This is a genomic window from Kitasatospora sp. NPDC048715 (assembly GCF_043198905.1).
Classification (GTDB): Bacteria; Actinomycetota; Actinomycetes; order Streptomycetales; family Streptomycetaceae; genus Kitasatospora; species Kitasatospora lactacystinica.
Map to the genome: position 1 here is coordinate 306,701 of NZ_JBICVH010000010.1, position 26,437 is coordinate 333,137.

Genomic DNA, 26,437 nt, shown 5'->3' on the forward strand with positions numbered 1-26,437 from the left:
CAGGCCGACGAGGGACGGCCGTGCGGGTGGCGCCTCTGCCGAACTACTGACGACGGGCCGTGAGTTCTGCGATGGCGCGGAGTACCGCCTGCGGGTCGCGCAGGCTGTCGAGGACACGGTCCGCCCCGGCATCGGCGAGCTGGTCGGCCGTGGTGGTGCCGGAGGCGACAGCGATCACGCCTGCTCCACCTTCCGCTCCGGTCCGCACGTCTTCGAGCGAGTCCCCGATGATGACCGTGTTCGATCGGCCGAAGGTCTTCCCATGGCGGGCGGCGGCTCGACGCTGGGCGACGCCGACCAAGGCCGGCCGGTGGGAGTCGTCGGAGGCGAAGCCGCCAACGGCGAGGTCGACGTACTGATCGAGGCCGAAGGCACGGAGTTTGATCTCCGCGCTCTGCTGCAAGTTGCCGGTGACCACGGTGGGCACGAGGCCCGGGTGGGCGTCGACTGCTGCGAGTGCGGCGGTGGCACCAGGCATGAGCTGGCCTCCTGCGCGCAGCTGCTCAGCTTTCGCGGCGAGGAGCCTGGGCAAGAGCTCGACGATCTGCCCTGCGAACAGCTCCAAGTCCCGGTGGCCGACGTCGTTGGCCGTGAGCAGTTCCCGTACCGCCAGCGGCATCGTGCGGCCGGTGCCGCGTCCGGGAAGCTTCACCGCGTCGCGTCCGACGACCTGGCGGAACGCCTCGCGGTAGACAGCGCGGTCGGTCTCGCCGACGTACACCAGGGTGCGGTCGATATCCCACAGAACGAGCACGGTGCTGGTCACGGTCACGACTCCTTGGCCGCCATCACTTGTCGTGACCGTTCTATCAGCTCGTTCGACCGCGGGCCGGGGATGGCCTGGAGGTGCTCCACGGTCTGCTCCAGGTGCTCGGTCAGCCTGGCCGACCGGACCTTCGACGCGAGGGTGAAAGCGGCGTCTGCGGCCATGAAGCCTCCGTCCCGATCGTCGGCGAGAAGGTGGGCGGAGGCGGCCCGCGATGCGAACAACGCCCGCGTCCGCAGATCCGCGGGGTTCAGGGTGGAGGCGGCCTGCTCGAAGTGGTCTGCCGCGGTCTTGTGCTCGCCGAGTTGGAGGTAGCAGCTGCCGGTCTGGCCAAGGATCTCGCCCCAGTTCATCCAGTAGAGCCAGCCCGGGTCCTGCTCGGCCGGGCCGAGCTGCTCCAGTTCGGCAGCCAGTCCGAGCGCCCGCAAACACGCCTGTCGCTCCCCGAGCTTGGCATGCCCCCGCGCCTGACGGGTCAGGAGCATGGCCTCAAGGTGCGAGGAGCCGAGGGTCCGGACCTTCTCTCTGGCGGCCTGCATCGCGGTCACGGCGTCGCGGGGGTCGCCGATCGAGTAGCTCTGGATGGCCAGGTAGGACAGAGCGCCGGCGCCGTACCGGGGATCCCCGGAGGCATGGGCAGGTCGGAGTGCTGCGAGGAGGGCTCGCTGGGCCAGTACATGGTGTCCGGCGTCGAAGTGGAACCATCCGAGCTGGGTTGCGGTGTCGGCGGCGATGCCGGCCAGGCGCTGCCCGATCTCCTCGGTGTAGCTGGCCGACTTCAACGTCTCGTACAGGACGCTGAGATGGGCACGGGCTAGGCCCGCGACCAGGCCGCTGCCGGAACTGGCGTCCATGGTGCGCAGGCCGTCGATCGTCCCCTGGAGGCTACCGACGAGCGCGGAAGTCACCTGCGCTCCACCGAGCGCGCGTTCAAGGGGCTCGGCGTCGGCAATTCCCCACTGGTGGATGTAGGCGGAGAGGGCAGTTCCGGCTAGGAGCAGGAAGTGGCGGCGATTCGGACGCATGGGCATGGCGGCAGGCTCCCCTCGCATCGCGTCGTACAGTGTCGCCACCATACGGCGGGCCGTCCACGGCCCGGCGGTGTCGTCATGGGCAGGGAGTGAACTGACGTTTCGTTCTGGGGCAGACGGGTCCGCGGCCGTGCGCAGCGGGAGCCTCACCAGATCGGCCGGGGCACCAACCGCGTCGAGGAACTCGATGATCCGGTCGATGTGGGTCAACTGCACCCGTCCGGCCTCCAGCCGGGACAAGTAGCCCTGGGTCAGTCCGGTGATCCCCGCCAGATCGTCCTGGCGAAGCGGAACGATCTCCCGAATGCGCTTGCTCAGCTTGCCGAAGTCCAGTTCGGCAAGGCTGTCGCGCACCAGGGCGTCTCGCCACACCCACGCGGGAACGGGCTCAGCCGGTGTCTCGGCGACCGTCCGCGCGCACGGGCCGCACGCACTGGCGCTGTCGTTGTACCGGCTGAGCGCGCACCCACAACGCTCGCATCGCCGCACCCCCATACCGCCCCTCCCGTCCGCAGGAGCCTTGGCCTCCCACAGGCGGCCCCGTGATCATATTTCAGCGCGAATATGACTACGCGAATGGTCACCGTCGAACACTCTCAGGCACCTTACTGCGGCGAACAGTTGACCGTGGCGGAGTCTGCGTCCCAGGACGTCCCGCACGCGTCCCCCGGTGGGGTCGCGTCGTCCGGCGAACCGCCGCCACCATCTGACGCAGGGGAAACAGAAGACGCAGCCCGTCGCCACCAAGTAGGAACCGCGCCAGCGGGGTTCTACGGCCAAGGCCCGCCAGGCCGACCGCGCTCTGCCCGCGGTGAGCGCGGCCCGGCGCCGGTGCCCACGGTGGCCACGTCCACGCTCACGACATGTTTGGAAGGACGGTCCCATGAATGCCGTGTCGCCCGCTCGGCCGGTGTACCACCCCGCCGGGTTCGACGCCGCGCTGCGGACCGCAGTGGACGGGTTGCGGGCCGGACGCTGGCTGTCGACGGAGCGGCTGCTGGCGGCGACTGGGCAGGACTGGGGGCGTCGCACCTCCCGGACGCAGGTGCTGGGGCTGGTGGCCGCCCGGTCGACAGTGCTCGCCGACTGGGGACGTGAGGACCCGGTCAACCCAGGGTTGGCCATCCTGCGGACTCGGGTCGCGGTCGAGCACGCCCTGACCGCGGCCAAGGCCGGTTCGCCGGAGGCCGGGCGCCTGGAACAGGCAGCGCGCGAGTCGTGCTGGGCCGCCGCCGACGCCGTGCCCTCGGACCCCGTGCCGTGGGTCTGCCTCCTCGCCCTGGCCGTGTTGGACCCTTCCAGGGCGCGCCCCGAACATCGACAGCGGTCGTCGGACCCGATGCTTCCGCAAGGGCCGTGGGGCCTGCTCGACGAAGCGCGGCGACGCGATCCCGGCAACCGGGAGGCTCACCACCGGATGCTGCGTTACTGGCAGCAGGGATACCGGCCGGCGGCGGCGGACTTCGTGAACGTCGTCGTGCCGAGGGTGCCGGCCGGTTCGGCACTCGCCGTCCTGCCGCTGTACTTGTCGGTCGAGCAGTACCGAAACGAGCCCAGGCGGAACGCGGTGGTGCTCCGGCAGTGGCTACGGGAGCCGCACTTCTCCCGTGCTCTGCGCGCGTACGAGAGCTGGTCCGCGGCGGCTCCCGGGTCGTGGCCTGTCGCCGATCTCAGCTACCTCGCCCACGCGCTGTGGGCGTCGGCCCAGATGGACGCCGCCGCCGAGGTCTTCGCCGCGCTCGGACAGTTCGCTTCCGGGGCCCCGTGGAGCCTGGTCTCCGACTCGCCTGAGAAGGCGGAGGGCCTGCTGCTGATCGCGCGCCAGCAGGCCTTCGCCGGCCGGGCGACCGCCCTGGCCTGACTCCCCCGTCCCTGCCCATCTTCTCCCCACGGAGGTCGACTTCGATGTCCCCCGTCCACGCCGCTGAGCTGTCCGACGAGGATCGGCTGCGCCAGCTCGGCTACGAGCCCAAACTGAGCAGACGGATGGGCGAGTTCGGCAACTTCGCCAGCTCGTTCTCCGTCATCAGCATCCTGTCCGGGTGCATGACGATGTTCGCGTTCGGCCTGAACACCGGTGGTCCGGCGGTGATGTTCTGGGGCTGGATCGGCGTCGGCGCGATGGTCCTCTTCGTTGGCTTGGCACTCGCCGAGGTGACCTCGGCCTACCCGACGAGCGGAGGCCTGTACTTCATGGCGCACCAGCTCGGCGGCCCGCGGTGGGGCTGGCTGGTCGGCTGGCTCAACCTGCTCGGTCTGATCGGCGGCATCTGCGGCATCGACTACGGCGCCGCCAGCTTCATCGGAGCCTTCCTCAACCTCCAGTTCGGCTACGAGCCCACGCCCGTCGGCCTGTTCGGGATCTTCGCGGCCGTCCTGCTCCTCCACGCGCTGCTGAACCTGCCGAACGTTCGCCGGGTCGCCTTCCTCAACAGCGTCTCGGTGTGGTGGCACATCGGCGGTGTCGTGCTGATCGTCGGCGCGCTCGCGATCGTGCCCAGCTACCACCAGGACGCCGGCTGGGTCGTCGGGCACTTCGTCAACAACACCGGCTGGAGCAACCCGGTCTACGTGAGCGCGATCGGGCTGCTGTTGGCGCAGTACACCTTCTCGGGCTACGACGCCTCCGCGCACATGGCCGAGGAGACCACCAAGGCGTCGGTGTCGGCGCCGCGCGGGATCGTCCGTTCGATCTGGGTGAGCTGGATCGGCGGCGCCGTCCTCCTCGCCGGCATGCTCTTCGCCGTCCGAGACTACGACGCCGTCCTCACCACCACCACCGGTGTGCCGCCCGCCCAGATCTTCATCGACGCGCTCGGGACAACCGGGGGGAAGGTGCTCCTGGTCGTGGTGATCGTGGCGCAGCTGTTCTGCGGGAACGCGGAGACCGCCGCGTCGGCGCGAATGGTCTTCGCCTTCTCCCGGGACGGCGCGCTGCCCGCCTCGGGCCTGTGGAGCCGGGTGTCGGAGCGCACCGGGACGCCGGTGGCCGGGGTGTGGCTGTCGGTGGGGGCAGCCGCGGTGCTGGCGCTGCCGTCGCTGTACAGCGCGACGGCGTACGGGGCGGTGACCGCCGTCAATGTCATCGGTATGACTCCGGCGTACGCGGTGCCGATCTACCTGCGGCTGCGCAGGCGCCGGACGTTCCGGCCTGGGCCGTGGAACCTGGGCCGTCGGGGGCCGCTGATCGGGTGGATCGCGGTGGGCTGGGTGGCGGTGGTGAGCGTGCTGGTGTGCCTGCCGCAGTCGTTCCCGGTGACGGTGGACACGTTCAACTACGCCCCGGTCGCGCTCCTGGCGGTGATGGTGCTGGCGTGGGCGTGGTGGCTCAAGGCGGGGCGCTCGTACGCGCCGCCGGTGCAGCGGTCGGCCGAGCTGGTGGAGCTGACCGAGGAGGTCGTGTGACGGGCCGCCGCCGCGCAGGTCGTACGGCAACGATGCGGGCAGCCCGGTACCGCGGGACCGGAAGCTCGCCGATCGCGGCTTCGCCCATCGGACTGCTGCACCGGCTGGTGGCCGACTTCGGGATCGAGACGGTGCTGCTGGCGGCCGTCGATGTGCAGGGCCGTCTCAAGGGCAAGGAGTACGACGCTGCCTGGCTGGTGGAGCGGCTGCGGTCAGGCCGGCTGAATCCGGAGATGTGCGGGTACGTGATCGGCACCGACCTCGGGATGACCGCCCCGCGCACCGGGGCGTTCTCGTGGGAGTCCGGCTTCGGCGACATCGCTCTGCTGCCCGACACCAGGGGTGCCCGCGTGCTGCCGTGGCTGCCGTCGACGGCGGTGGTGCTCGCCGATCCGGTCAGCAAGGGGTGGCCGCACCCGCTGGCCCCGGTCACCGTGCTGGCCGAGCAGCAGGAGCGCCTGGCCGGTGTCGGCCTGATGGCGATGGTGGGGGTCGAGACGGAGTTCGTGCTCCACGAGGGGACCGCCCGGGACGCGGCGGCGGCCGACTGGCGCGGGCTTCGCCCCGTCACGTGGGACAACCGCGACTATGCCCTCGACCAGCCTTCGGAGGTGAGGGAGTTCGGGCGCAGGCTCCGGCAGGTCCTGGCCGCCGCTGCTCTGCCGGTGGAGGCGGTCAAGGGCGAGGGTGCGTGTGGCCAGCTGGAGGTGACCTTCCCGTACGGCCCGGTCCGTGAGGCGTGCGAGCGGCACGTGCTGTTCAAGCACGCCGCGAAGACGGTCGCGGATGAGCAGGGCATGGTGGCGTCGTTCATGGCGGCTCCGGCCACCGGGGTCGGCAGCGGCCTGCACCTGCACGTCTCGCTGCACGATGTCGACGGCCGGCCGGTCCTGGCCGCTGGCCCCGAGGACGGGACGGTGCTGTCGGAGCTGGGCGAGCAGGCGGTGGCCGGGCTGCTGGAGGTGCTGCCGCAGACCGGGCCGCTGTGGGCGCCGTACGTGAACAGCTACAAGCGCTTCGCCGACCACTCCTTCGCGCCGGCCCGTTTCGCCTGGGGCCGGGACAACAGGTCGTGCGCGGTGCGGGTGGTCGGGCACGGCCCCAGCCTGCGGCTGGAGGTCCGCCTGCCCGGAGCGGACGCCAACCCGGTGCTCGCGCTGGCGGCCGTCCTGGCCGGTGTCCGGCACGGCATCGAGGCCGGCCTCAAGCCCCCGCCCGCCACCCGCGGCGACGCCTACCTGAACCGTGAAGCGTCGCGCGTTCCGCAGTCCCTGGCCGAGGCACTCGACGCCTTCGAGACCAGCGAGCTGGCCGGTGAACTGCTCGGCGAGCCGGTGGTCGCGCACCTGGCGCGCGTCGCCCACCTGGACCTGGAGTACCACGCCGCCCGGGTCACCGATGCGGAGCTGGAGCGCGGTCTCACCCAGGCATGAGCCCCGGGCCGGTCGCGGCGCTAAACCCCCGGGCCCGCGACCGGCCCGGTTCCACCCCTCACCCCCACCCTCACCCTGCTGGAGGACTCCATGGAGAGCATGGACGTCGTTTCCGTCCGACCCCGCGCGAAGGGTAGGACGAAGCCCGCCCCCGACCTGCTGGTCAAGGCGCACCTGGTCGACGTCGCCGCGCCCGGCATGGAGGGTCTGGCGGTGTGGCTGGCCTCCCGCGGCCTGGACGTCAACGGCAGCATCGGCCCCGCCGACCAGGACGGCCCCGCTGCCGCCCGGCTGCGCGAGGCCGGGGTCAATGTCGCGGTCGGCTTCGATGCCCGCAACGTCCGGGCGGGCCGGACCTGTGTGGTGTGGTCGGGGGTGGTGGCCGCTGCGCACCCCGAACTCGACCGCGCCCAGGAGCTGAAGCTGCCGGTGCTCGCCCGCGTGCACGCGCTCGCGGTGCTGACCGCCGGGTTCGGCGGCCGGCTGGTGGCCGTCGGCGGCAGCCACGGCACCGCGACGGCGGCGGCGGTGCTCGCTGCCGCGCTGGACGACGGACGCACCGGCTGGATCCTCAACGCCCCCGCCCAGGGCGGCCCGCCGGGGCGCGGCGGCGACCGGCGGCTGGTGGTGGACCTGTGCCCGGACACCGCCACTCACGAGGCCGCTCCCCTCGGGTCCTGGAGCTACCGCCCCGGCACCGCGCACCGGTACCGGCGGCCGCGACCCGCGGTCACGCTGATCACCAGCGCCACCCGGAACGCGCCGCATTTCGAGGACACCATCGAGGCGCTGAACGACGCCACCAGCCTCGCCCGTTCGTCGGGCACGGTGGTGCTGCCGCTGTGGGACAAGGGCGCCAAGATCGTGCACGAGAGACTCACGGACCGGCCCGAGCCCAACGTGGCGGTGGTGACCGTCGGCCTCGCCGAGGACTGCGACGTGTGGGTCCTCACGCCCCGGTGGCTCGGCGGTGAACACCTCCTCACCCTCCACTACCAGGGCACGAAGCACCAGTTCGTCGTGCCGGTCATCGGCCGCCACCACGCCCTGGCGGCCTGCGCCGCCATCGCCACCGCCCTCGTCGCCGGCGAGGACCCGAAGACGGTGGCGGAGCGCCTCGCCGTCTTCCGCGGCGTCGAGCGCTCGCTGGCCGTGCTCGGCACGCGGGACGGGATCACCGTCGTGGGCTCCCGCGCCCGGCACCCGCGCGAGGTCTCCCAGGACGTCACGGCCGCCCGGATGCTCGCCGAGGGGGACGTGCTCGTCGTCCTGCAGCCGGACGGCATCGCCCGCACCACCGCGCACGCGGACGAACTCGGAGCCGCTCTCGGCGATGCCGATCGCGCGCTGCTCCTGCCGGTCAGCACTCCGCTGGCCGGACACGACGGGCCCGACCCGCTGGACGCCGTCGAGCGGGCCGCCGTCCGGGCCCTCGGCCCGGGCGCGGTCTACCGCGTCCGATCCGGCCCCTGCGAACCGGGCCCCGAGCACCGGGTCTTCGAGATGACCGCGGAGGGCGACGTCGTCCTGGTCGTCGGGACCGGCCCCCACGCCGAGCGGCTCGGCCACCGCCTGCTGGACCGCCTCGCCCAGACCGATGCCCTGGGCGCCGGCCGCCCGTGAACCCGCCGCCGACCACCGGAGACACCACCATGACCACCACCGTTCTTCCCGCCCACACCCTGACCGGGCAGCAGGTGCGCCTGCTCGGGCACATCGCCGCCGAGTCCACCGTCCGCACGATCGCTGCCGACCCCGAACTCCCGTGGGGGCCCGGCGCGGTCGACGCCGCCGTCACGGAGCTGCTGACGGCCACCGGCACCCGCACCGCGCCCCACCTCGTCGCCTGGGGCGCCGCGCACCGCCTGATCACCGACACCGCGCAGCCCTGCGCCGCCCTCTGCGCCGACATCCGGCTGCCCCGGCGCCTCCACGGCGTCCTGGTCGGCTGGGTCGGCGGGCGCACCGCCCCGGATCTCGCGGCCGACTTCGACGTCACCGCCGCCACCGTGCGCGGCTACGGCAAGGACCTGCGTGCCTGGCTGGGCGTGCATACCCAGATCCAGGCGAGCATCGCCGCCGTCCTGGCCGGCCTGGTCCGCCTCAGCGACATCGACCCCACGTGGCCCGCCGAGCCGCTGCACCACGCTGAGCCCCGCGGACAGGCCGCGTGAACTCCCGCCCCACCGGCGGCCGGGCCGCGGTCGGAGCCGTCTGCTTCCTCCTCGGCCTCCAGGTCGGCGCCGCCGTCCTCTACCTCGTCCAGCACCGCACCCGGCTCACCCAGCCGCTCTACCTGGCGATCTTCGCCCTCGCCGCCTTCGGCACCCTGGCCGTCACCGACCGGCTGATCGCCGCTCGTTCCACGCCGAAGCGCCGGACCAGTTCCTCCCAGCAGGACCCGCCTCGGCCAACTGGCTGAGCACCCGTTCCACCGCACCACCCCATGGCGGCCGTTTCGGGCCAGGGCCGCACCCCGACAACCCCAGACAGACAGTAGATGAGTACCTTACGACCTGCCGACGGACTGGCGGCCCGCGATCTGGACCGCCACCTGATCAACCGTGCGGGCGTCATCGTCGACGCCAACGCCCTCGTCCAGCTGCCCGCCGACCGCTTGTCCGGCGCGGACCCGTTCCTCCTGGCCACAGGCGCCCCCGTGCCGGCCACCACTCCCGCCCCGCTGCTGCGGCTGCTGATGCGCGCGGGCTCCATGGCCGTCCCCTGTGCCCTGGTCGCCGAGCGGCTCGGCCGCCACGTGAGCACCATGCTCGCCGCCCAGCGCGTCACCAACGTGTGGTCCGGCGCGGTGTCCGCGGCAGAACACCGCGATCAGGGGACCAACCCTTACCGGGCGGCGGCCCGCGCCCTCAGACTCCCGGTCAAAGGCTGCCTGATCATCGCGACCGACCTCTCGCTGCGCGAGGCCCGGGCCAGTAGCGCACGCCGCGTACTGATCAGCAGCTCCGGAACCCTCCGCGTGGCGGCCAAGACCACCGACGGACTCAACCAACAAGAGCACGACGTCGCTGTGCAGCTCGCCCTCGGCCGGACCTACGACGGTGTGGCCGAGCAGCTCGGCTGCTCCTCCAGCGGCGCTGCCAACGCCATGTCGCGGCTGATGAGTCGCCGTGGTCTCACCGACCGCACCCGCACCATCGTCGACCTCATCGACTCCGGCCTCCTCGACACCGCCGAACTGCGCGCGGCACTGCCCGACACGCTCCCGGGAATCACTGCACGGGAGCACGAGGTACTCACTCTGCTCGCCGCCCACGAGCTGTCCACCGTCGCGAGGTTGACCGGCGTCGGCCAGGCCACGATCGGCAGCGTCATCACCCGGGCCACCAATGCCATCGGGGCGAAGACCCGCACCCAGGCCGTCGTCATGGTCTTCCTCCTCGGCGGCTCCAGCCTGGCCGCCGTCTCCGGCGGTGCCCGGTGAGGCTGATCGAGTACCCGCAGCACTACACCCTTGACGGCAGCCCGACGCTGTACCTGGCCCCTTCAAGCGCCGGCCGTCCGGGCTGGCAGAGCGAGGCCATCGCCCTCCTGGAGGCGGCCGGCTTCACCGGCACCGTCCTCAACCCCCGGCCCGCCTCCCACACGCAAGCGCCGTCCAGCTGGCAGGAGCACAACCTGCGGCGCTTCGGCGCCGTCCTCCTGTGGTGCCCCACCGGCGCGCAGCAGGTACGCGACGTCCGGCAGCGGTTCCTGCGCCTCTCGCGCACCGCGCTGGTCGTCGGCTGCGACCACACGGAGCGCGAGCAGCGGTTCGTCCACGCCGAACTACAGGCCACGATGCCGCGGTTGGCCGTCGCCGCCGACCTCGCCACCGCCGTACGGGCGGCCCTCGACCACCTCAGCGCCCCGGCCGCGCCCCAGACCTGAAATCCCCTTCGACCCACCCCCGTCAGGAACACCATGCCCACCGCCGCACTGCCCCGCCGTTCCCGGCCCCTCATCGAGGACCACGGCCTGATCGGCAGCACCGCCACCGGCGCCCTCATCCGCAACGACGGCACCATCACCTGGGCGTGCCTGCCCCGGTTCGACTCCTCCGCCGTCTTCGCCGCCCTGCTCGGCACCGAGGAGCACGGCTTCTGGCGCCTCGGCCCCACCACCGACGGCGAGCCCGCGGCGGCCGACCGGCGCCGCTACCGCGACGACACCATGTCGCTGGAACACGAATGGGACACCCCCACCGGCAGCGTCAGGGTCACCGACCTCATGCCGTTGGGCACCAGGACGCCCCAGATCATCCGCAGCGTCGAGGGCCTGAGCGGCACCGTGACGATGACCTCGACGTTCCGGGCCCGCCCCGGCTACGGCGCCCACGCCCCCCTGTACACCCGCACTTCGCGAGGCGCCACCGCGCGCCTGTGCGCCACCGTCCACCCCGACTCCTACTGGCTCGACGGCCCCCACCACGCCATCACCAACGCTGGTGCGCGCTGCGACTTCACCATCACCGCCGGTGAGCGCATCGCCTTCACCCTCACCTGGTCCCCCTCCTCCCACCCGGCACCCGACCTGCGCAGCCCCCGCTCGGCGCGCACCCGCACCGAGGTGTCCTGGCACGAGTGGGCGTCCCGCTGCGCCTACCAGGGCCCCTACCGGGAGGCGGTCGTACGCTCCGCCCTCGTCCTCAAGTCCCTGTGCCACCCGGGCGGCGGGATCGTTGCCGCCCCCACCACCTCCCTGCCCGAGCAGATCGGCGGCGAACGCAACTGGGACTACCGGTACGTGTGGCTGCGCGACTCCGCCCTGACCGTCACCACCCTCGCCCGCCTCGGCCACACCGAGGAAGCCGAAGCCTGGCGCGACTGGCTGCTCGCCGTCCTGGGCCCCGACGTCTCGAACTTCCAGATCCTGTACGGCCTCCACGGCGAATACGACCTGCCCGAACACGAGTTGGACCACCTGCCCGGCTACGAGGACTCCCGGCCCGTGCGGGTCGGCAACGGCGCCGCCGGACAGCTCCAGCTCGATGTCCCTGGCGAGGTCGCCGACGCCCTGCTCGCCGCCGAGGACGCCGGGCTGCCCGCCTCCCGTGACGCCGACGCGATGCTGCGCGCCCTCGCCCGCTGGACCGAGGACCACTGGCAGGAGCCGGACGAGGGCATCTGGGAGGTCCGGGGCCCGCGCCGGCACTTCGTCCATTCCAAGGTGATGGCCTGGGTCGCGATCGACCGCACCATCACGCTGCTGCGCCGACGTGCTTCCACCACCGCCGACGAACTCGCCCACTGGGAGCGGCTGCGCGACCGCATCCACGCCGACGTCTGCGAACGCGGCTACGACCCGGAGCGCAACACCTTCACCCAGTACTACGGCGGCCGGGAGCTGGACGCCTCGCTGCTGCTGATCCCCCAGGTCGGCTTCCTGCCCGCCGACGACAAGCGGGTGATCGGCACCATCGAGGCGATCCAGCGCGAACTGTCCACCGGGGACGGCTTCGTGCTGCGCTACCCGACCCACGACGAGTCCGGCAACAACGTCGACGGCCTCTCCGGCCACGAGGGCGCCTTCCTGGCCTGCTCGTTCTGGCTCGCCGACGACCTCGCCATGATCGGCCGCCTCCACGAGGCCCGCGAACTCTTCGACCGCCTCCTCGCGCTGCGCAACGACGTCGGCCTGCTCGCCGAGGAATGGGACCCCCGGCTCAAGCGCCAGGTCGGCAACTACCCGCAGGCCTTCAGCCACCTCGCCCTGGTCAGCGCCGCCTTGCGGCTGACCTCCAGTGGCGCCGTGCACCTGCCGGCCCAGCGCGCCCAGCCCGCCGGGGCACTCCCCGAGCGGCAGCAGGGCACGCTCACGGTCGCGGGTGTCCGGCAGGGGTGCGGCTGATGACCGTCCCCGTGCCGTCCGTGTCCAACCGCATCACCGGCAGCCGGAGCGGCCCCGTCGTCCAGGCCGGCCACGTCCGCGACATCCACTTCCACCCCTCCGCGCCGCCGCGACCGGTCCCCCGGCAACTCGCCGCAGTCACACCGGTGTTCACCGACCGCGAGCGTGACGTGGCCGCCCTGGACGGGCTGCTCACCGGCCTGCCGGAGGGCACCGCCCCGGTGATCGTGATCACCGGGGTCTGCGGGATCGGCAAGCGCACTCTCGCCACCCGCTGGAGCCACCGGCACGCCGAGCGGTACCCGGACGGACAGCTCCTCGTCCGGCTGCGCGCCGGCAGCGTCGGCGGCCCCGCCCCGGCCGCCGAGACCGCCCGGTCCCTGCTGCTCGGCCTCGGCGAAGGCCAAGGAAGGCGTCTTCCCTGGCAGGAGGACGACTTGCAGGCGTTGTGGCGCTCCACCGCGGCGACCCGGCGGCTGCTCGTGATGCTGGAGGACGCCGCCGGCGCCGACCAGATCCTGCCGCTGGTCCCCGCCAACGCCGGCTGCCTGGTCGTCGTCACCAGCCGCTCGCCGATGCCCGCGCTCGCAGCCCACGGCGCGCACCACCACCATCTGGCCCCGCTCACGCCCGCCCACGCCGTCCGGCTGCTCGCTCGGATCCTCGGCGAGGACCGGGTGCGCGCGGAGCCCGCTGCCACCGAAGCCCTCGCCCGCGCCTGCGACGGCAACCCGTTGGCCCTGAGTCTGGCCGCCGGCGAGGCCGTCCTCGCCCCCGCCCGCCCGCTCGTCCACCACCCGGCCCTCGCCGCAACCGACTTGGAGAGCGTCCCGATGACCACCGCCCTCGCACTCGCCTCACTGCCCGAGCCCGAAGCTCGCCTGCTGCGGCTCGCCGCCCTGATCCCCGCGCCCGACCTCGACCATTTCGCCGTGGCCGCCGCCACCGCCACCCCCGCCGGACAGACACTGCACCTGCTGCACGAACTCGCGGCCCGCCACCTGCTGGAGCACACCGGCCGCCAGAGCGCGCGCGGCGACGTCTACCGCATCCGCCCCGAGGTCCGGGACCTGATCCGGAACCCGGCCGACGCCCGCCGGCGCGTCGTGCAGTGCTACCTCGACCACCTGATCGCCACCGCCCAGGACACCGTCCAGCTCCTCACCCCGCACCACCGTGTCCTGCCGCGTCAGCACCGCCACCACCCCGCCGAGCCGGTCCCCATCACCGGCGACCGCGCCGCGCAGGACTGGCTGGAGGCCGTCGCCCCCGCGGTCATGGCCGCCCTCGAAGCCGCCCGCGAACTCGGCGAGAACCAGGCGGCCACCGTCCTGGTCCACGATCTGTGGCCGCTCTTCCACCGCCTGCGGCGCACCGACCTGAGCGTCCCCTGCCACAAGCTCGGGCTGGGCTTCGCCCGGCTCTGGGGCCACCGCCTGGCCGTCTACGAGATGACCACCACCCTGGCCATCTCGTACAAGCGCACCGGAGCCCACGAGGAGGCGCTGCGGCTCTACGAGGAGGGCCGCACCCTCGCCACCGAGGACCAGGACGACAGCCGCATCGCCCAGTGCACGGCCGGCGTCGGCGCCACGCTCTACGAGGCCGAGCAGTACGTCGCCGCCGAGCCCGAACTCACCCGTGCGATCACGCTCTACGCCGACCTCGGCGACCGGCGCGGTGCCGGCCTCGCCGAGATCCTCCTCGGCTCCGCCGCCGCCCGTCAGGGCGACACCGACCTCGCACTGCCGCTGCTCCAGCAGGCCCTCACCGACCTCGAATCGCTCACCCCGCCCGACCCTCTGAACGTGGCCCGCGCGCGGGTGTTCCTGGGAGAAGCCCAGTCCCTCGCCGGCCGGCACGACCGCGCGATCGCCACCATCACCGAAGCAATCCGGGAGTTCGGTGGCCTCGGGCACCGTCACTGGACGGCACACGCCACCGAGTACCTCGGACAGGCCGCCGAACGCGCCGGACAGACCGAAGCCGCCGCCGACTGGTACACCGCCAGCCAGGACCAGTACCGGAACCTGGGCAGCAGCCGCGATGTGGAACGCCTCCACAACCGGCTGCTCGCCCTACTGAGCCGGTGACGACCTGTGCCCACAGGCCCCGCGGCCCGCCGCCCGCCGGCGACCCCGACCACCCGGCCGGGCAACGCACCGGCTCCTACAAAACTCTCAGGATGACGAAATGATCCTCCGCACCATGGCAGCAGCCGCGATCCTCGCCTTCGCAACGATCGCCTCCTCCGCACCCGCTCAGGCCACTCCCGCCGCCGAGAGCCTCCCGATCTGGTCCGCCCCCGCTGCCGAGAGCACCGCGATCTGGTGCACCCCCACTGCCGAGAGCCTCCCGATCTGGACCGTCTCCGGCCGCTGACCGATACGGGGCACCGCCCCGTACGCGGCAGCCGGGCCTGCAGCGGTTCCGATGAACAGCGGCCCGCTGAAGTGCAGGCGGCTCTGCCGCTCCCTCTTCTCCTGGTGACGCTGGGCGCGTCCCGTGCCCCGCGTCACCAGGTCTCGCCGTGAAACCTCAGACCACAGGAGGCACCGATGTTTCGTTTCGGCACGTAAAACCTGTTCAATCTGGCGATGCCCCGCACCGCCGCCGAGACGGCCCGCTACGGCCTGATCGTCGAGGTGATCCGGGACATGTTCGCCGGCCACACCGGCGCTCTCGGGGTGCAGGAGATCCTCGGCGAGACCCGCGAGGAGCCCGCACCCGTTCATCGATGGGCCGTCAGTGCCAAATCCCGGACTGCACCAGGAAGTGGTCGGGGCCCCGTCCCCCCTTCGCGGCCCAGTATCCGGAGCCGGCCGCCCGCTTCAAGGGCGCTCCCGTTGGTCGCGTGGCTGCGCCACCGGCCTGCGGCCGGCCCTTGACCCGGACGGCCTCTTTGCCCCGGACCCCAGGCAGCTGTCGGGGGGACGGGGGAGGTGTGGCCATCGATCTGACGATTCGTCAGTTGTCCGACCGGTGCGCCGAACTGCACCCCTCGGGCTTGACTAGAAACCCTTAGTGAGGTAATATTGTTCTTGTTGGGAGGGGATGGCACCCCCGACCAACAGACAGAGACCATGCACCTGTTGGAGGATTCGTGACCACCGCATTCGCCCCCGCTGAGCTGCTGACCGACGAGGTTGCCTCGCCGGAGCTGGACGAGCTGACCGCCGCTCTCGCTGCCGCGCCGAGCGACAGCCCCGACAGCCCCGACAGCCCCGACAGCCAGGCCGAGGGCTCGGCGAAGGTGCTTCTCGAAGACGTTGATCCGAAGGAGCTGACCTTCACCCGCAACGTCCGAAAGGCGGAGCTGGCCGCCGACTTCGTCGCTTCCATCGCGGAGAACGGCCTTTATCAGCCGATCATCGCCACCCCTCACGAGGACGGGATTGCGATCATCCTCGGCAACCGCCGGGCCAAGGGTGCGATCGAGGCTGGCCGGCTCGTTGACGTCATCGTTCGCAACGACCTCACCGCCGAAGAGGCGCGCATTATCGCGCAGCTGATCGAGAACATGCACCGGGAGGACATGAAGCAGAGCGAGATCGGCGACGCCTACGCGCAACTCTCCATCGAGCTCGGTCTCGACGCCGATCAGATCGCCACCCGGGTCGCCCAGGATCCGAAGAAGGTCCGCGCGTCGATCGCACTGGCCGGGATGCCGAAGACGGCCCGCGCTGCCGTCGACAAGGGCGCGCTCACCTTCGAGGATGCCGAGGCCCTGGCCGAGTTCGAAGGCGACCCGAAGGCGTACAAGCGACTCCTTGCCAAGGTTGAGACTGGGCAGGGTCTGAACTGGGCGATCAAGGACGAGCGGCGAAAGGCGGAGCGGGCCGCACTGCGAGCGGAGACCGCGCAGGCGCTCGCTGCGGCCAACGTCCGGATGGTCGGCGAGCCGCAAGGGTTCAACTGGGGGGTGTCGCGCGAGGTGAACGTCAACCGTCTCGCCGATGCTGACGGCGTGGTCCTGACGCCCGAAACCCACGCTGCTTGCGCCGGACACGCAGCGTTCTTCAATGAGCACCAGGCCGAGGGCATCAAGGCAACTTTCATCTGCCGAAACCCCCACGAGTACGGGCACCACGTCTCTGGCTCCTACAACTTCCTCAGCGCCGAGGAGACGGCCGCCAAGGCGGCAGCGGAGCAGGCAGCCCGTGAGCGCCGGGAGGCCCTGGCCATCTCCCAGGAGGTACGGGCGGAGTACATCCAGGAGCTTTGCCGCTCCAAGAAGGTGCCCAAGGGGATGACCAAGAAGGTCCTGCGGCTGCTCTACACGCTGGGGGCGGACGAGACCAGTCCCGAGGTGCTGGTCTACCTCAACGCGCCCGGTGACGACGACCGGACCGACCGATTCGAGCGCTTCACCCGCCGGATGGCTGAGGCGCGTCTCCCGCTGGTGCTGTTGGCCGCCGTTGCGGTTCGGGCGGAGCGTGCAGTCCGGCAGTCCATCTCCGGCTACAGCGGCACGTGGGCCGCGTTGGAGTGGTTCGACTTCCTCGCGGCCTACGGCTACGAACTGACCGATCCTGAGATCGAGTTGGTGGCCGCCCTCCGGGCGAAGATCGCCGAGGCCGAAGCGCGAGCCGCCGCGAAGGCGGCGGCGGAGGAAGCCCGACAGGCTGATGCGGACGAGTACGAGGAGTACGAGGAGTACGAGGAGTACGAGGAGGAGCAGGAGGACGCCGAGGAGGAGGCGGGCGGGCCGGAGCTGGCCGCCGAGGAGGAGCAGGAGGACGCCGAGGAGGAGGCGGGCGAGCCGGAGCTGGCCGAGGAGGACCAGGCGGACACCGAGAGCGAGCAGGAGACCGGCGACGAGCTGAGCCGACACCTGGAGGTCGTCGCGAGCATCCTTTCGGACGACTCGGAGAAGAACTGGGAAGCGCTCTACCCGGAGATCAACGAGCCCATTGCCGCCTAGGACCAAGGGGGCGGGATTCCCCGCCTGAACCAGCCGGGGGGTGTCCGATGGCACCGGACACCCCCCGGCCCTGCCGACCACACCACCACCCGCCGGAGGACCCGTGCACCTGCATCTCGCCACCACCGACCACCGACCGCCCACTGTCCGAACCGACCTCGCTGTCCATCTCGCCGGGCACCACGAGGCCCACGCCGTGCTGATCGCTCGCACCATCCTGCTGACCATGCCGTCCGTCCGCGTGCGCCTGGCCCACCCACAGCCCGCGTACGAGGCGTACAAGGCGTGGACCAGCGCCGCCGACCGCGCCGCCCGAGTCCTTGCCGGGGCGGAATCCGGCACGGTCCCCGAGCCTGATGGACAGGTGTCCGGGCATCTCCGCTTTGACCGACCGGTCCCTCCGGCAGTCGTGGAGGCCCTGCCCGCGAAGCTCAGCCCGACCCGCGCGCCGCAACTGCGGGTCAGCGTCGGCGGTCTGCTGACCGTGGTCACCGACAAGGCGGCGTTCACCAGCCAGCTCAACCTCTGGACCACCGCCTACCGCCACGCTGCGCGCCGGTGGAGCAACCTTCCCTCCGTCGAGGAACTGGCGGCCGGAGCGCTGCCCCGCTTCGACGACATCGCGGCGCCGGCGCTCGCCAAGGCGGCGGCATGAGCGACACCAGGCCGACCGGCCCGCAGTACGTCACCCTGGTCACCGAAGGCGGCTACCGGATTCACGCCACGATCACCCTTGACTGGGAGATCGGTGCCGCCCTCTACCGAATCCCGGAGCTGGGAGGCACCATCACCGTGGGGTGGGAGTCCGGGCACTACTACACGCGGTGCTGCGACGGGAACGCGATCCAGATCACCTATGGCAAGCCCGAACGAAGCCCGTTCACCAAGCACTACCAGGACGCGCCGACCGTCTACGGTGTCCAGCTTGCCGACCAAGCGGTCTTCCACCCCGAGACGATGAGCCCCACCAGTCACCGGTGGCTGGTGGTCCGGCGCGAGCTCGGGGGGCACTACAGCCCCAGCGCGCCGGAGGGTACCCAGCGCAGGACCGCCGCCATTGTCCACGCGATCACCCGGCACATGCTGTCCCGCCCGTGGGCGGCTGAGCTTCGACGCGCTCACGACGAGGAGCACGCCCCAGCCCGGTACCGCCACCACCAGGGGGCCATCAGCGAGCTGGAGAAGGAAGCGGCCACGCTCCAGGAGAAGATCACGCGGGAGAAGACCCGGGCAGCCGTTCAGGCAGCCGTGATCGAGGGGGCGGCCAGCAGGGAGCGCGGAACCCAACCGCTGCCCGCCCTGCTGGCCGAGCACCAGCAGCTTGCCGCATGAGACCGGCCGCCCGATCCGACGACACGGGTCGGGCGGCCGGGCGGCCGGCACCGCGGGGGAGGGGGCATCGAGCCCCCTCCCCCGCGCCCGCCTCCGCCCCCGGAGCCGGCCGCCTGCCGCGACCGACCCGCCGACCACCCCGGCCCCGGCGTGCCCACCACCGCAGGGCACGTACGCTGATGAGAGAAGCCGCGCCCGCCCCGCGCGAACCCGAGGAGCCAACCCCGATGCACCACCCCGTCACCACCCCGGAGGACCGCCGCCGGGCGGTCACCTCCGCCACGGGCTCGGTCCGAGCCGAGGGCCTCACCCCCAGCACGGACTACCTCACCGACGCCGAGGAGTACGCGGCCGGTCGGATCACCGCAGACGAGCTGGTCCAGCGAGCCGAAGCCCGCCACCGCACGCCGGGCGCAGAGCAGACGGCCCCCTGACAGTGGCCGACCCCTACGCCGATCCGGACAGCGGAGTCCTGCGCAACCGGCTCGGCATCACCGACCAAGGGCAGCTCGCCGCCGCCGAAGCCGACATCACGGCCGCCCGCCTCACCCGGATCGCCGAAAAGCCCGTTCCCGGCCGGTACGACCTCGCCCACCTCCAGGGCTTCCACCGCGAGGTCTTCGGCAGCATCTACCCGTGGGCGGGGGAAGTCCGCTCCATCGAGATCGCCAAGGGGAACACCCAGTTCTGCCTCGTCCGGATGATCCCGGGCTTCGCCGACGACACCTTCGGCCGACTCGCACGCCGTCAGGACTACCTCCGCGGCCTCGACCGGGACAGCTTCCTCACCGGGTTGGCCGACCTCTACGGCGACGTCAACGCCCTGCACCCGTTCCGTGAGGGCAACGGGAGGGCACAACGGGCCTTCCTCGGCCAGCTCGCCGCCGACGCCGGGCACCCGATCGACTGGACCCGGCTCGACCCCGACCGCAACACGCTGGCGTCCATCGCGTCGTTCAACGGCAACACCGGCCCCCTCCGCGCGATGCTCGCCGACCTCACGGTGGAGCCGGCCACCAGGACCACGCCGACCACCACGACCACGACCCCGGTACAGCTGATCCAGCCCCCGCCGGTCCAGACGCCCAACCGGCCGACCATCCGTCCATGACCGCAGACAAGCGGAAGGCCGGTGGACACACCCGCGAACGGGTACCCCGAAGGGCGTTGGCACGCATCCACCGGCCAGAGACCACAGCACCCCACAGAGGGGGCGTGCAGAACCTCCAGCATAGACCAGCCGACCTCCCCGTAGGCATCCGTTGACCGCATCAGCCCCGCCTCTGAAATCATCAGGCGACGAACCGGCACAAGACCAGGAGCGAGCGCATGCCCGACCCCGAGCACCCCTCTCGCCTGCTGGATCAAGTGGTCCGTACCTCCAGGCGCGTCGCCGTCCCGGAGCCTGAGCCGCTTCACCGGTGGCATCTGCTGACCGATGTCATGGACCCCGGCGAGCCGGCCGTCCCGAACGACGGTGGACACGATCCGCAGTGCACGAACGCCCACCCCTCCGTGCGGTTCGCGACCGGCCACGGCCCGGATCGCCGCGAGGTGACCACCTCGGCCTGCATCCTGGGCACCGCCGACCTGTTCACGACCTCCACCGACTGAGCTCGTTTCTGGACCTCCCGGTGGTGGTGGCCGCCGCCGGCCGCCTGCGGCGGGATTCGGTCGCGCCTTCGGCGCGGCGCCCTTTTCTGGTCCGGGCGCCCCGCTGCGCGGTTCCCCCGGCCCCCCTCCGCGGCCCAGTATCCGGAGCCGGCCCCCCGCCTCAAGGGCGCTCCCTCCGGTCGCGTGGCTGCGCCACCGGCCTGCGGCCGGCCCTTGACCCGGACGGCCTCTTTGCCCCGGACCCCAGGCAGCTGTCGGGGGGACGGGGGAGGTGCGCCCGTCGATCTGACGGTCCGTCAGTCGTCCGACCGGCGCGCTGAACTATGTCCTCAAGCTTGACCAGAAACCCCTAGCGCGGTAATATTGTTCTTGTTGGGAGGGGATGGCACCCCCGACCAGCAGGCAGAGACCACGGCACAACCGGAGGGCGGACATGAGCTCGCGCTACATCGCCTACTTCACCAATCCGTTCTCCGGAAGCGGCAACCCCGAGCCCGTCGCGTCGATCCGCCAGGCGGCGGACCAGCTGCGGAGCCGGGCCCGCGATCCCCGAACCGGCTGCACCGAGCAGTCGTTCGCCGATCTCTACCGCATCACCGACGAGCACATGCTCGCGGAGGCGGAGGAGATGGCCGGGATCGGAGTGCCGTTCGGTGGCGGTCCGGACCTTCCGGATCACCCTGGGCCCGCGCGGCGGCGCCCGTATCGAACGCTAAGAGGAGCAGGAACCATGGCAGGCGAAACCAAGATCACCATTGTCGGAAACCTCGCGGACAACCCGATGCTCAAGTACAGCGACAGCGGAGCCGCGCGGGCCGTCTTCACCGTCATCTCCAACGAGCGGGTGTGGGACAGCTCCACCCGCAGCTACCGGGACGGCGACTCGATCTCGATGCCGTGCGTCGCTTGGCGGCAGTACGCGGAGAACATCGCGGCGAGTCTGGCCAAGGGTGCGCGCGTCGTCGTGACCGGTGTCCTCAAGCAGCGCACCCACCAGCCGGCCGACGGACCCCGCCAGGTCTACACCGAGCTCCAGATCGACGAGGTCGGCGCGTGCATGCGCTTCGCCACCGTCGAGGTCACCAAGGTCGGAAGCCGCCCCGCCCAGCAGGCAGCGGCCCCCGTCCAGGCCGCACCCGGCGCGTTCGACGCCACCTGGCCGCCGGTCCAAGCCCCGCCCGTCCCGACCACCCCGCCCGCCGTCGGCTCCTGGCCGACACCGGCCATGGCCAGCTGATCACCCTGCGGCCGGGCGGACTCCTCCGCCCGGCCCACCCCACCCCACCCCGCCCACGAAGGGACAGCTTGAGCACCACCACGCCCGACGCAGAACCCGCCAACGGCACCCCCGCCGCACCAGTCCGCCCGGCCCCCGCGAAGACACCGGCCACCGTGGCCGCCGTCGTCGCCTACGCCCGCCGCCACGGCTGGACCGCCGACGCAAAGTGGTCCCCGGCCGACGAGACCAACACCGGCGACGGATGGGTGGTGACGACATCGGCCGACACCGCGCGCGGACGCGGCGAGTTCCGGCTGGTCTGGCGCTACCACGGCAACAGCAAGGTCCCGCGTTACGAACGCTTCTACTCCGACGGACGGAGTCCGAGCACGTACAGCCACGGCCCCACCCTGCCGTTCGTGCGCTGGGCCATGCGGAACAACCCGATCCCCTCGGCAGCGGCAGGCGACGAACCGCCGGTCTGGCGCTGGCGCGAGCCGGACGCCCTGCCGCCCACGGTCGAGGACCTGACGGAGGCCATGCTGGCGCCGATCCGGCGCAGCGCCGAGCATTCGTGGCTACCCCAGACCGTCTACGCCTCACGGTGGATCGGGCACGACTTCCTTGGCCAGGACTGTCTCCTCATCAGCGTGGCCATGCCGCGCGAGGACTACCGGCCCGAGGACGTCCACCCCGACAGCCCCATGCCGCTGCTGACCATCCTTCCCACCTTCTACTACGGCACCGTCCCCATGGGAGGGTGAGCCGGCCACACCGAACGCCCCTTCGCCGACACCCGTTCCACCCGTCGACCACCGTTGCCGAAAGGCCCTCCATGCCCACCGCCCCGCCCCCGAGCGAGCTGACCCGCATCATCAACACCGTCCAACGCGGCATGTTCGCCGTCGTCCTCGCCGTCATCGCCGCCACCGTGGTCGCCACCCTGCGGGACCAACTCCTCATCACCTACCCCCTGCTCGCTGTCGTCGTCGGCTTGCTCTGGCTCCAGTCCGTTGTGGTCCTCCGTCTGCCCAAGGCCATCAACCAGGCCGCCGAGCAGCACGGCGGCCCGCCGCTCCTGCCCAGTACCGCCCCCCGAAGCTGACCGAACCGGCCGGTCGGACCACGAAGGCCCGGCCGGCCCCTCCGGAGAATTCTTGATCACCACCTACACCCGCACCCGCCTGCTGCTCCGCTACGAGGTCGAGCACGCAGAGACCGGCCTCACCTACTACACCGTCCGCGCACCCCACGTCATCGGCACCATCACACTGCACCCCGAGGCCGCCCCCGGGGAGGCCGACAACCCCGACGCCTACACCCGGCTCCGGTTCGTCTCCGGCCGCTACGACCCCGACGAGGGCCCCAGCAGCTACACCGACCGACTCGCCGTCTACAACGCATGGATCTACGACGGCATCACGCTCCCCGAGCCCGGCGCTCCCGCCGACCGCGACCCGTGGGAACAGCTCCACCGAAGCACCTACGAGCTGGCCACCGAGAAGGCCCGCGTACGAGTCAAGGAGGTCGGAGAGAAGATCGCCAGCGAGTACCGGCTGGACCGCCAGCGGCACGCGCAGCACACCCGCTACCTCCGGTCGGCGGCCGACCGCCAGCTGGCACGGGCCACCCGCGAAGCTGACGACCTCCGCCCAGCCGCCGATCGGCTCGGTGTGCTGGAGACCCAAATCGACCGATGGACCCGACTCCGCCACCCCGAGGCGAGCACCACCACGACCGTGGAGGTCGGAGGCCACCTGGCCGACTGGATCGACGCCCGACTGGCCGGCCGCCAGCCGCTCACCCCCGCCGACCGCGAGGTCTACCGCTCCTGGACCGCTGCCCGCCGACTCGGCGACTGCGCGGCGATTTTCCAGCCCCGCCGCGTGGTGCTGCGCACCGCCGCCGCCCTCGCCAGCTTCGCCCACGTCCTCACCGAGGCCAGTCTGGAGTCGCCGAGCAAGGCCGCCCGCGCCGACGCCCGCTGCCGCCTCCGCCGCATCGCCGAAGTCCACCCCGCCCTCGCCCCGGTGGTCCCCCGCCGGGAAGACGAGGAACCGCCCCGGTGACCCGGGGGCACCGCCACCGGCCGCCCCGGTCGCGGTGCCCCCGGCCCGGGGTCGGTCGCGCCTTCGGCGCGGCGGTGTTGTCGGGGCGGCTGTCGCCGTCGGCCGCCTGCGGCGGCGGTAGCGGAAGCGCCTTCGGCGCTGCTCCTTCTTCTGGTCCGGGCGCCCCGCTGCGCGGTTCCCCCGGCCCCCCTCCGCGGCCCAGTATCCGGAGCCGGCCGCCCGCTTCAAGGGCGCTCCCGTGGTCGCGTGGCTGCGCCACCGGCTGCGCCGGCCCTTGACCCGGGCGACCTCTTTGCCCCGGACCCCAGGCGGCTGTCGGGGGGACGGGGGAGGTGCGCCCGTCGATCTGACGGTCTGTCAGCCGTCTGACCGGCGTGCCGAACTACGCCCTCCAGCTTGACCAGAAACCCTCAATGAGGTAAGCTGATGTCATCGGGTCGACGGGAGGGCAACCCGGAGACCGGCCCGCGAAGCACAAACCGAGAGGCCGAACATGATCGAACTGCACAGCGCGAACGTCGAACCGGCGAGCTGGGCCTGGGGGGCGATGCCCGAGCAGAACCGGCACGCGCGAGGACACGAGTTCTACCCGCCCTTCGCCGACCTGGAGAAGATCCCCGAGCTGTACGCGACCGACGGGCAGTCCTTCGAGGAAAAGGTCCTCCACATCCACTACTTCACCGGCGGCTCGGACTGGTACATCGCCGAGGTGGACCCGGCCAGCGGCCTGGCCTTCGGTTGGGCCAGGGTCAACTACCCCGAGGGCGAATGGGGTTACATCCACCTGGTGGAGCTGGAGGAGCTCTACCTCACGCCGACCGCGAAGCCGGGGCACCTGGTCCTTCCGATCATGGTTGAGCGGGATCTCGACTTCACCCCGACCCGCGCGGCCGACATCCCGGCCCTTTCCTGCTGAACCCGACGCTCCGCCCCACCCGCCCCGCCGCGCAGCAAGAAGGAGCCCTGTGCCCGTCCTCGCCCCCGAACGACCCTCCGCCGACTCTGCCGACTCCGCGCTGGTCGCCGTCCGCGCCTTCATCTCCACCGATCCCGGCTCGTACCGAGGCGAGCCCGCCGACGCCGAAGGTGTGTCTGTGATCATCCGCGACGTGATCACTGCCCTGCTTCACCTGGTCGACGCCACCGGGGTCGAAGGCGACCGGGAAGAACTCGCCCTCCAGGCCTACTACCGATACCGCGAGGAAGCCGCCTGCGAGCGACTCGCCGGACTCGACCCGCTCTGAGGTCCCCGCACGGCGGCCACCGCACGGTGGCCGCCGCGCGGCCTGGGGTCGGTCGCGCCTTCGGCGCGGCGCCCTTCTCTGGTCCGGGCGCCCCGCTGCGCGGTTCCCCCGACCCCCCTCCGCGGCCCAGTATCCGGAGCCGGCCGCCCGCCTCAAGGGCGCTTCGCGTGGCTTCGCCACCGGCTGCGCCGGCCCTTGACCCGGACGGCCTCTTTGCCCCGGACCCCAGGCAGCTGTCGGGGGGACGGGGGAGGTGCGCCCGCTGATCTGACGGTCCGTCAGCCGTCCGACCGGCGCGCCGAACTATGCCCTCAAGTTTGACTAGAAACCCCCAATGCGGTAATATTGTTCTTGTTGGGGGGGAGGGCAACCCCGACCGGCACCCGCGATGGACCGAACGAAAGGCGTCAACGCATGACGATCACTCTCGACTGCGACCGACTCGAAGAGATCAACGCGGCCAAGCAGGCCGAGTGCGGCCATAGCGGCGGGTCGGGCTGCGCCTGGTGCTGGCTCACCCCCGACGCCATTGCCGAACTCCCCTACGCGGAGCGCCTGGCCGTCGCCGTCGATCTCGACCACCGGCTCACCGAACTCGGTATTCCCCGCGCACCCCGCACGGTCGTGATCGTCTCCGGTGCCCGCACCTACGCGGTGCAGGTCATGTGCGAGGAGCTCGGTACGTGGGAGCTGCGCATCCCCGCCCCCGGCGAGGAGTACGCCCTGTTTCGGGGTGCGATGTGGGCGAACCCCGACGCGCAGGTCCGCAGCGACCAGGCCCCGACGTGGATCGGGGGCCGGGACGACCTCGCCGACATCGCCCGAAGCTTTGCGGGCCTGCTCTGGGCGGCGGGCCTCCGGTAGCCCCATCCCCGCCCCCGGCCCGGCGATCCGCCGGGCCAGGCCCCGCCCTGCACTCCGAGGAAGCATCTTGAAGATCATCGACGTTCAGCACGATTCCGACGTGGCCCGCCCCGTCCGCTCCTGCGAAGTGCTCGCGGTCCTCGCCGACATCGGCGAGAAGTTCGACGCCGCCGCCGCAGTGGTCCGGGAAGTCGCCCCGGTCGAGTGGGCCGCGCTCCCGCCCGCGCCCACCCTGGCCGTCGCCGACTGGCAGCGGGCGTGCCCCGCACTGGTCGAACTCGACACCTTCCTGGCCGCCGCCCATGCCAAGGTGGCCGCCGCTCTTGCCGAAGGCCGGTTCACTCCCCGTCGACAGCTGCGCTGGTCGTTCGTGCTGGCGCTCCACACGATCGGCCTGGCCTGGCGTGACGCCTACCTCCCCGGCGCGCACTACGTGATCAGCCCCGACCTGTCCGTCCGGCCGGGCCTGTCCGCCGCTGCCGCATGGGGCGCGGCCAGCGGGGCCGCCCCCGCCCGCGCCCGCCGCTGGGCGGTTGCCGTCACCGTGTCGCACTTCCGTGCGATGTCGGAGGAGGTGAACGCCGCGACCGGGTGAACCCATGTCCGGAGGGTTGACCAAAAACCCTCAATGAGGTAATATTGTTCTTGTTGGGCGGGGAGGGCAATCCCGGCCGGCACCCACGACA

Annotated in this window: 27 protein-coding genes; 25 read left to right on the top strand and 2 right to left on the bottom strand. The window is 71.9% G+C overall.

Annotated features, from left to right (window positions below; translation table 11 throughout):
• Positions 1-43: 43 nt before the first annotated feature.
• Both ACGFSC_RS20915 and ACGFSC_RS20920 read right to left on the bottom strand, forming a co-directional pair.
• Positions 44-766: a haloacid dehalogenase-like hydrolase gene (locus tag ACGFSC_RS20915; RefSeq protein WP_359904972.1), complete on the bottom strand. Its 723-nt coding sequence runs from the start codon at positions 764-766 to the stop codon at positions 44-46.
• A gap of 2 nt (positions 767-768) precedes the next feature.
• Positions 769-2,151, bottom strand: coding sequence for a helix-turn-helix domain-containing protein (locus tag ACGFSC_RS20920; protein ID WP_359904969.1), 1,383 nt, complete (start codon positions 2,149-2,151; stop codon positions 769-771).
• A gap of 529 nt (positions 2,152-2,680) precedes the next feature.
• Between ACGFSC_RS20920 and ACGFSC_RS20925 the strand changes: the two genes are divergently transcribed.
• From ACGFSC_RS20925 to ACGFSC_RS21045, 25 genes are all read left to right on the top strand, one after another.
• A complete protein-coding gene (locus ACGFSC_RS20925; protein WP_359904966.1) occupies positions 2,681-3,658 on the top strand; it encodes a hypothetical protein in 978 nt (325 codons plus the stop codon).
• A 44-nt stretch (positions 3,659-3,702) separates the two neighbouring features.
• Positions 3,703-5,202 carry an amino acid permease gene (locus tag ACGFSC_RS20930; protein ID WP_359904963.1) on the top strand — a complete coding sequence of 500 codons (1,500 nt, stop codon included), beginning with the start codon at positions 3,703-3,705 and terminating at the stop codon, positions 5,200-5,202.
• Between the two features lie 32 nt (positions 5,203-5,234).
• Entirely contained in the window at positions 5,235-6,635 is a 1,401-nt protein-coding gene (locus ACGFSC_RS20935) for a glutamine synthetase family protein (RefSeq protein WP_359904961.1), read from the top strand.
• A 90-nt stretch (positions 6,636-6,725) separates the two neighbouring features.
• A complete protein-coding gene (locus ACGFSC_RS20940) occupies positions 6,726-8,258 on the top strand; it encodes a Mur ligase domain-containing protein (protein ID WP_359904958.1) in 1,533 nt (510 codons plus the stop codon).
• A gap of 29 nt (positions 8,259-8,287) precedes the next feature.
• Entirely contained in the window at positions 8,288-8,809 is a 522-nt protein-coding gene (locus tag ACGFSC_RS20945; RefSeq protein WP_359904955.1) for a hypothetical protein, read from the top strand.
• Positions 8,806-9,057 (top strand): hypothetical protein, encoded by a 252-nt coding sequence (locus ACGFSC_RS20950; RefSeq protein ID WP_359904952.1) that lies wholly within the window; start codon positions 8,806-8,808, stop codon positions 9,055-9,057. The genes ACGFSC_RS20945 and ACGFSC_RS20950 overlap by 4 nt, the downstream gene beginning before the upstream one ends.
• A 78-nt stretch (positions 9,058-9,135) precedes the next feature.
• Entirely contained in the window at positions 9,136-10,080 is a 945-nt protein-coding gene (locus ACGFSC_RS20955) for a hypothetical protein (protein ID WP_359904950.1), read from the top strand.
• Positions 10,077-10,526 (top strand): hypothetical protein, encoded by a 450-nt coding sequence (locus ACGFSC_RS20960; protein ID WP_359904947.1) that lies wholly within the window; start codon positions 10,077-10,079, stop codon positions 10,524-10,526. Before ACGFSC_RS20955 ends, ACGFSC_RS20960 begins: the two co-directional genes overlap by 4 nt.
• 33 nt (positions 10,527-10,559) lie before the next feature.
• Positions 10,560-12,485: a glycoside hydrolase family 15 protein gene (locus ACGFSC_RS20965; RefSeq protein WP_392863709.1), complete on the top strand. Its 1,926-nt coding sequence runs from the start codon at positions 10,560-10,562 to the stop codon at positions 12,483-12,485.
• Positions 12,485-14,578 carry a tetratricopeptide repeat protein gene (locus ACGFSC_RS20970; RefSeq protein ID WP_359904944.1) on the top strand — a complete coding sequence of 698 codons (2,094 nt, stop codon included), beginning with the start codon at positions 12,485-12,487 and terminating at the stop codon, positions 14,576-14,578. The genes ACGFSC_RS20965 and ACGFSC_RS20970 overlap by 1 nt, the downstream gene beginning before the upstream one ends.
• Before the next feature lie 100 nt (positions 14,579-14,678).
• A complete protein-coding gene (locus ACGFSC_RS20975) occupies positions 14,679-14,867 on the top strand; it encodes a hypothetical protein (RefSeq protein ID WP_359904941.1) in 189 nt (62 codons plus the stop codon).
• Positions 14,868-15,588: 721 nt separating this feature from the next.
• On the top strand, positions 15,589-17,409 hold the full coding sequence (locus ACGFSC_RS20980) for a ParB/RepB/Spo0J family partition protein (protein ID WP_359904938.1): 1,821 nt from the start codon (positions 15,589-15,591) through the stop codon (positions 17,407-17,409).
• Positions 17,410-17,512: 103 nt separating this feature from the next.
• Positions 17,513-18,064, top strand: a complete 552-nt coding sequence (locus tag ACGFSC_RS20985) for a hypothetical protein (protein WP_359904935.1) — start codon at positions 17,513-17,515, stop codon at positions 18,062-18,064.
• A complete protein-coding gene (locus ACGFSC_RS20990; protein ID WP_359904932.1) occupies positions 18,061-18,741 on the top strand; it encodes a hypothetical protein in 681 nt (226 codons plus the stop codon). Before ACGFSC_RS20985 ends, ACGFSC_RS20990 begins: the two co-directional genes overlap by 4 nt.
• A gap of 227 nt (positions 18,742-18,968) precedes the next feature.
• Positions 18,969-19,175, top strand: coding sequence for an antitoxin VbhA family protein (locus tag ACGFSC_RS20995; protein WP_359904929.1), 207 nt, complete (start codon positions 18,969-18,971; stop codon positions 19,173-19,175).
• Positions 19,176-19,177: 2 nt separating this feature from the next.
• A complete protein-coding gene (locus ACGFSC_RS21000; protein WP_359904926.1) occupies positions 19,178-19,852 on the top strand; it encodes a Fic family protein in 675 nt (224 codons plus the stop codon).
• 218 nt (positions 19,853-20,070) lie between these two features.
• Entirely contained in the window at positions 20,071-20,355 is a 285-nt protein-coding gene (locus ACGFSC_RS21005; protein ID WP_359904923.1) for a hypothetical protein, read from the top strand.
• 433 nt (positions 20,356-20,788) lie between these two features.
• Positions 20,789-21,592 (top strand): single-stranded DNA-binding protein, encoded by an 804-nt coding sequence (gene ssb, locus ACGFSC_RS21010; RefSeq protein WP_359904920.1) that lies wholly within the window; start codon positions 20,789-20,791, stop codon positions 21,590-21,592.
• A gap of 68 nt (positions 21,593-21,660) precedes the next feature.
• Complete coding sequence (locus ACGFSC_RS21015) at positions 21,661-22,338, top strand: hypothetical protein (RefSeq protein WP_359904917.1); 678 nt, start codon at positions 21,661-21,663, stop codon at positions 22,336-22,338.
• A gap of 71 nt (positions 22,339-22,409) precedes the next feature.
• Positions 22,410-22,679: a hypothetical protein gene (locus ACGFSC_RS21020; RefSeq protein ID WP_359904914.1), complete on the top strand. Its 270-nt coding sequence runs from the start codon at positions 22,410-22,412 to the stop codon at positions 22,677-22,679.
• A 52-nt stretch (positions 22,680-22,731) separates the two neighbouring features.
• Positions 22,732-23,643 (top strand): hypothetical protein, encoded by a 912-nt coding sequence (locus ACGFSC_RS21025; RefSeq protein ID WP_359904911.1) that lies wholly within the window; start codon positions 22,732-22,734, stop codon positions 23,641-23,643.
• 493 nt (positions 23,644-24,136) lie between these two features.
• Positions 24,137-24,559 carry a DUF2958 domain-containing protein gene (locus tag ACGFSC_RS21030; protein WP_359904908.1) on the top strand — a complete coding sequence of 141 codons (423 nt, stop codon included), beginning with the start codon at positions 24,137-24,139 and terminating at the stop codon, positions 24,557-24,559.
• A 49-nt stretch (positions 24,560-24,608) separates the two neighbouring features.
• Positions 24,609-24,887 (top strand): hypothetical protein, encoded by a 279-nt coding sequence (locus ACGFSC_RS21035; protein WP_359904905.1) that lies wholly within the window; start codon positions 24,609-24,611, stop codon positions 24,885-24,887.
• Positions 24,888-25,301: 414 nt separating this feature from the next.
• A complete protein-coding gene (locus ACGFSC_RS21040; protein ID WP_359904902.1) occupies positions 25,302-25,751 on the top strand; it encodes a hypothetical protein in 450 nt (149 codons plus the stop codon).
• Between the two features lie 67 nt (positions 25,752-25,818).
• Positions 25,819-26,346, top strand: a complete 528-nt coding sequence (locus ACGFSC_RS21045; protein WP_359904899.1) for a hypothetical protein — start codon at positions 25,819-25,821, stop codon at positions 26,344-26,346.
• Positions 26,347-26,437: the final 91 nt, after the last annotated feature.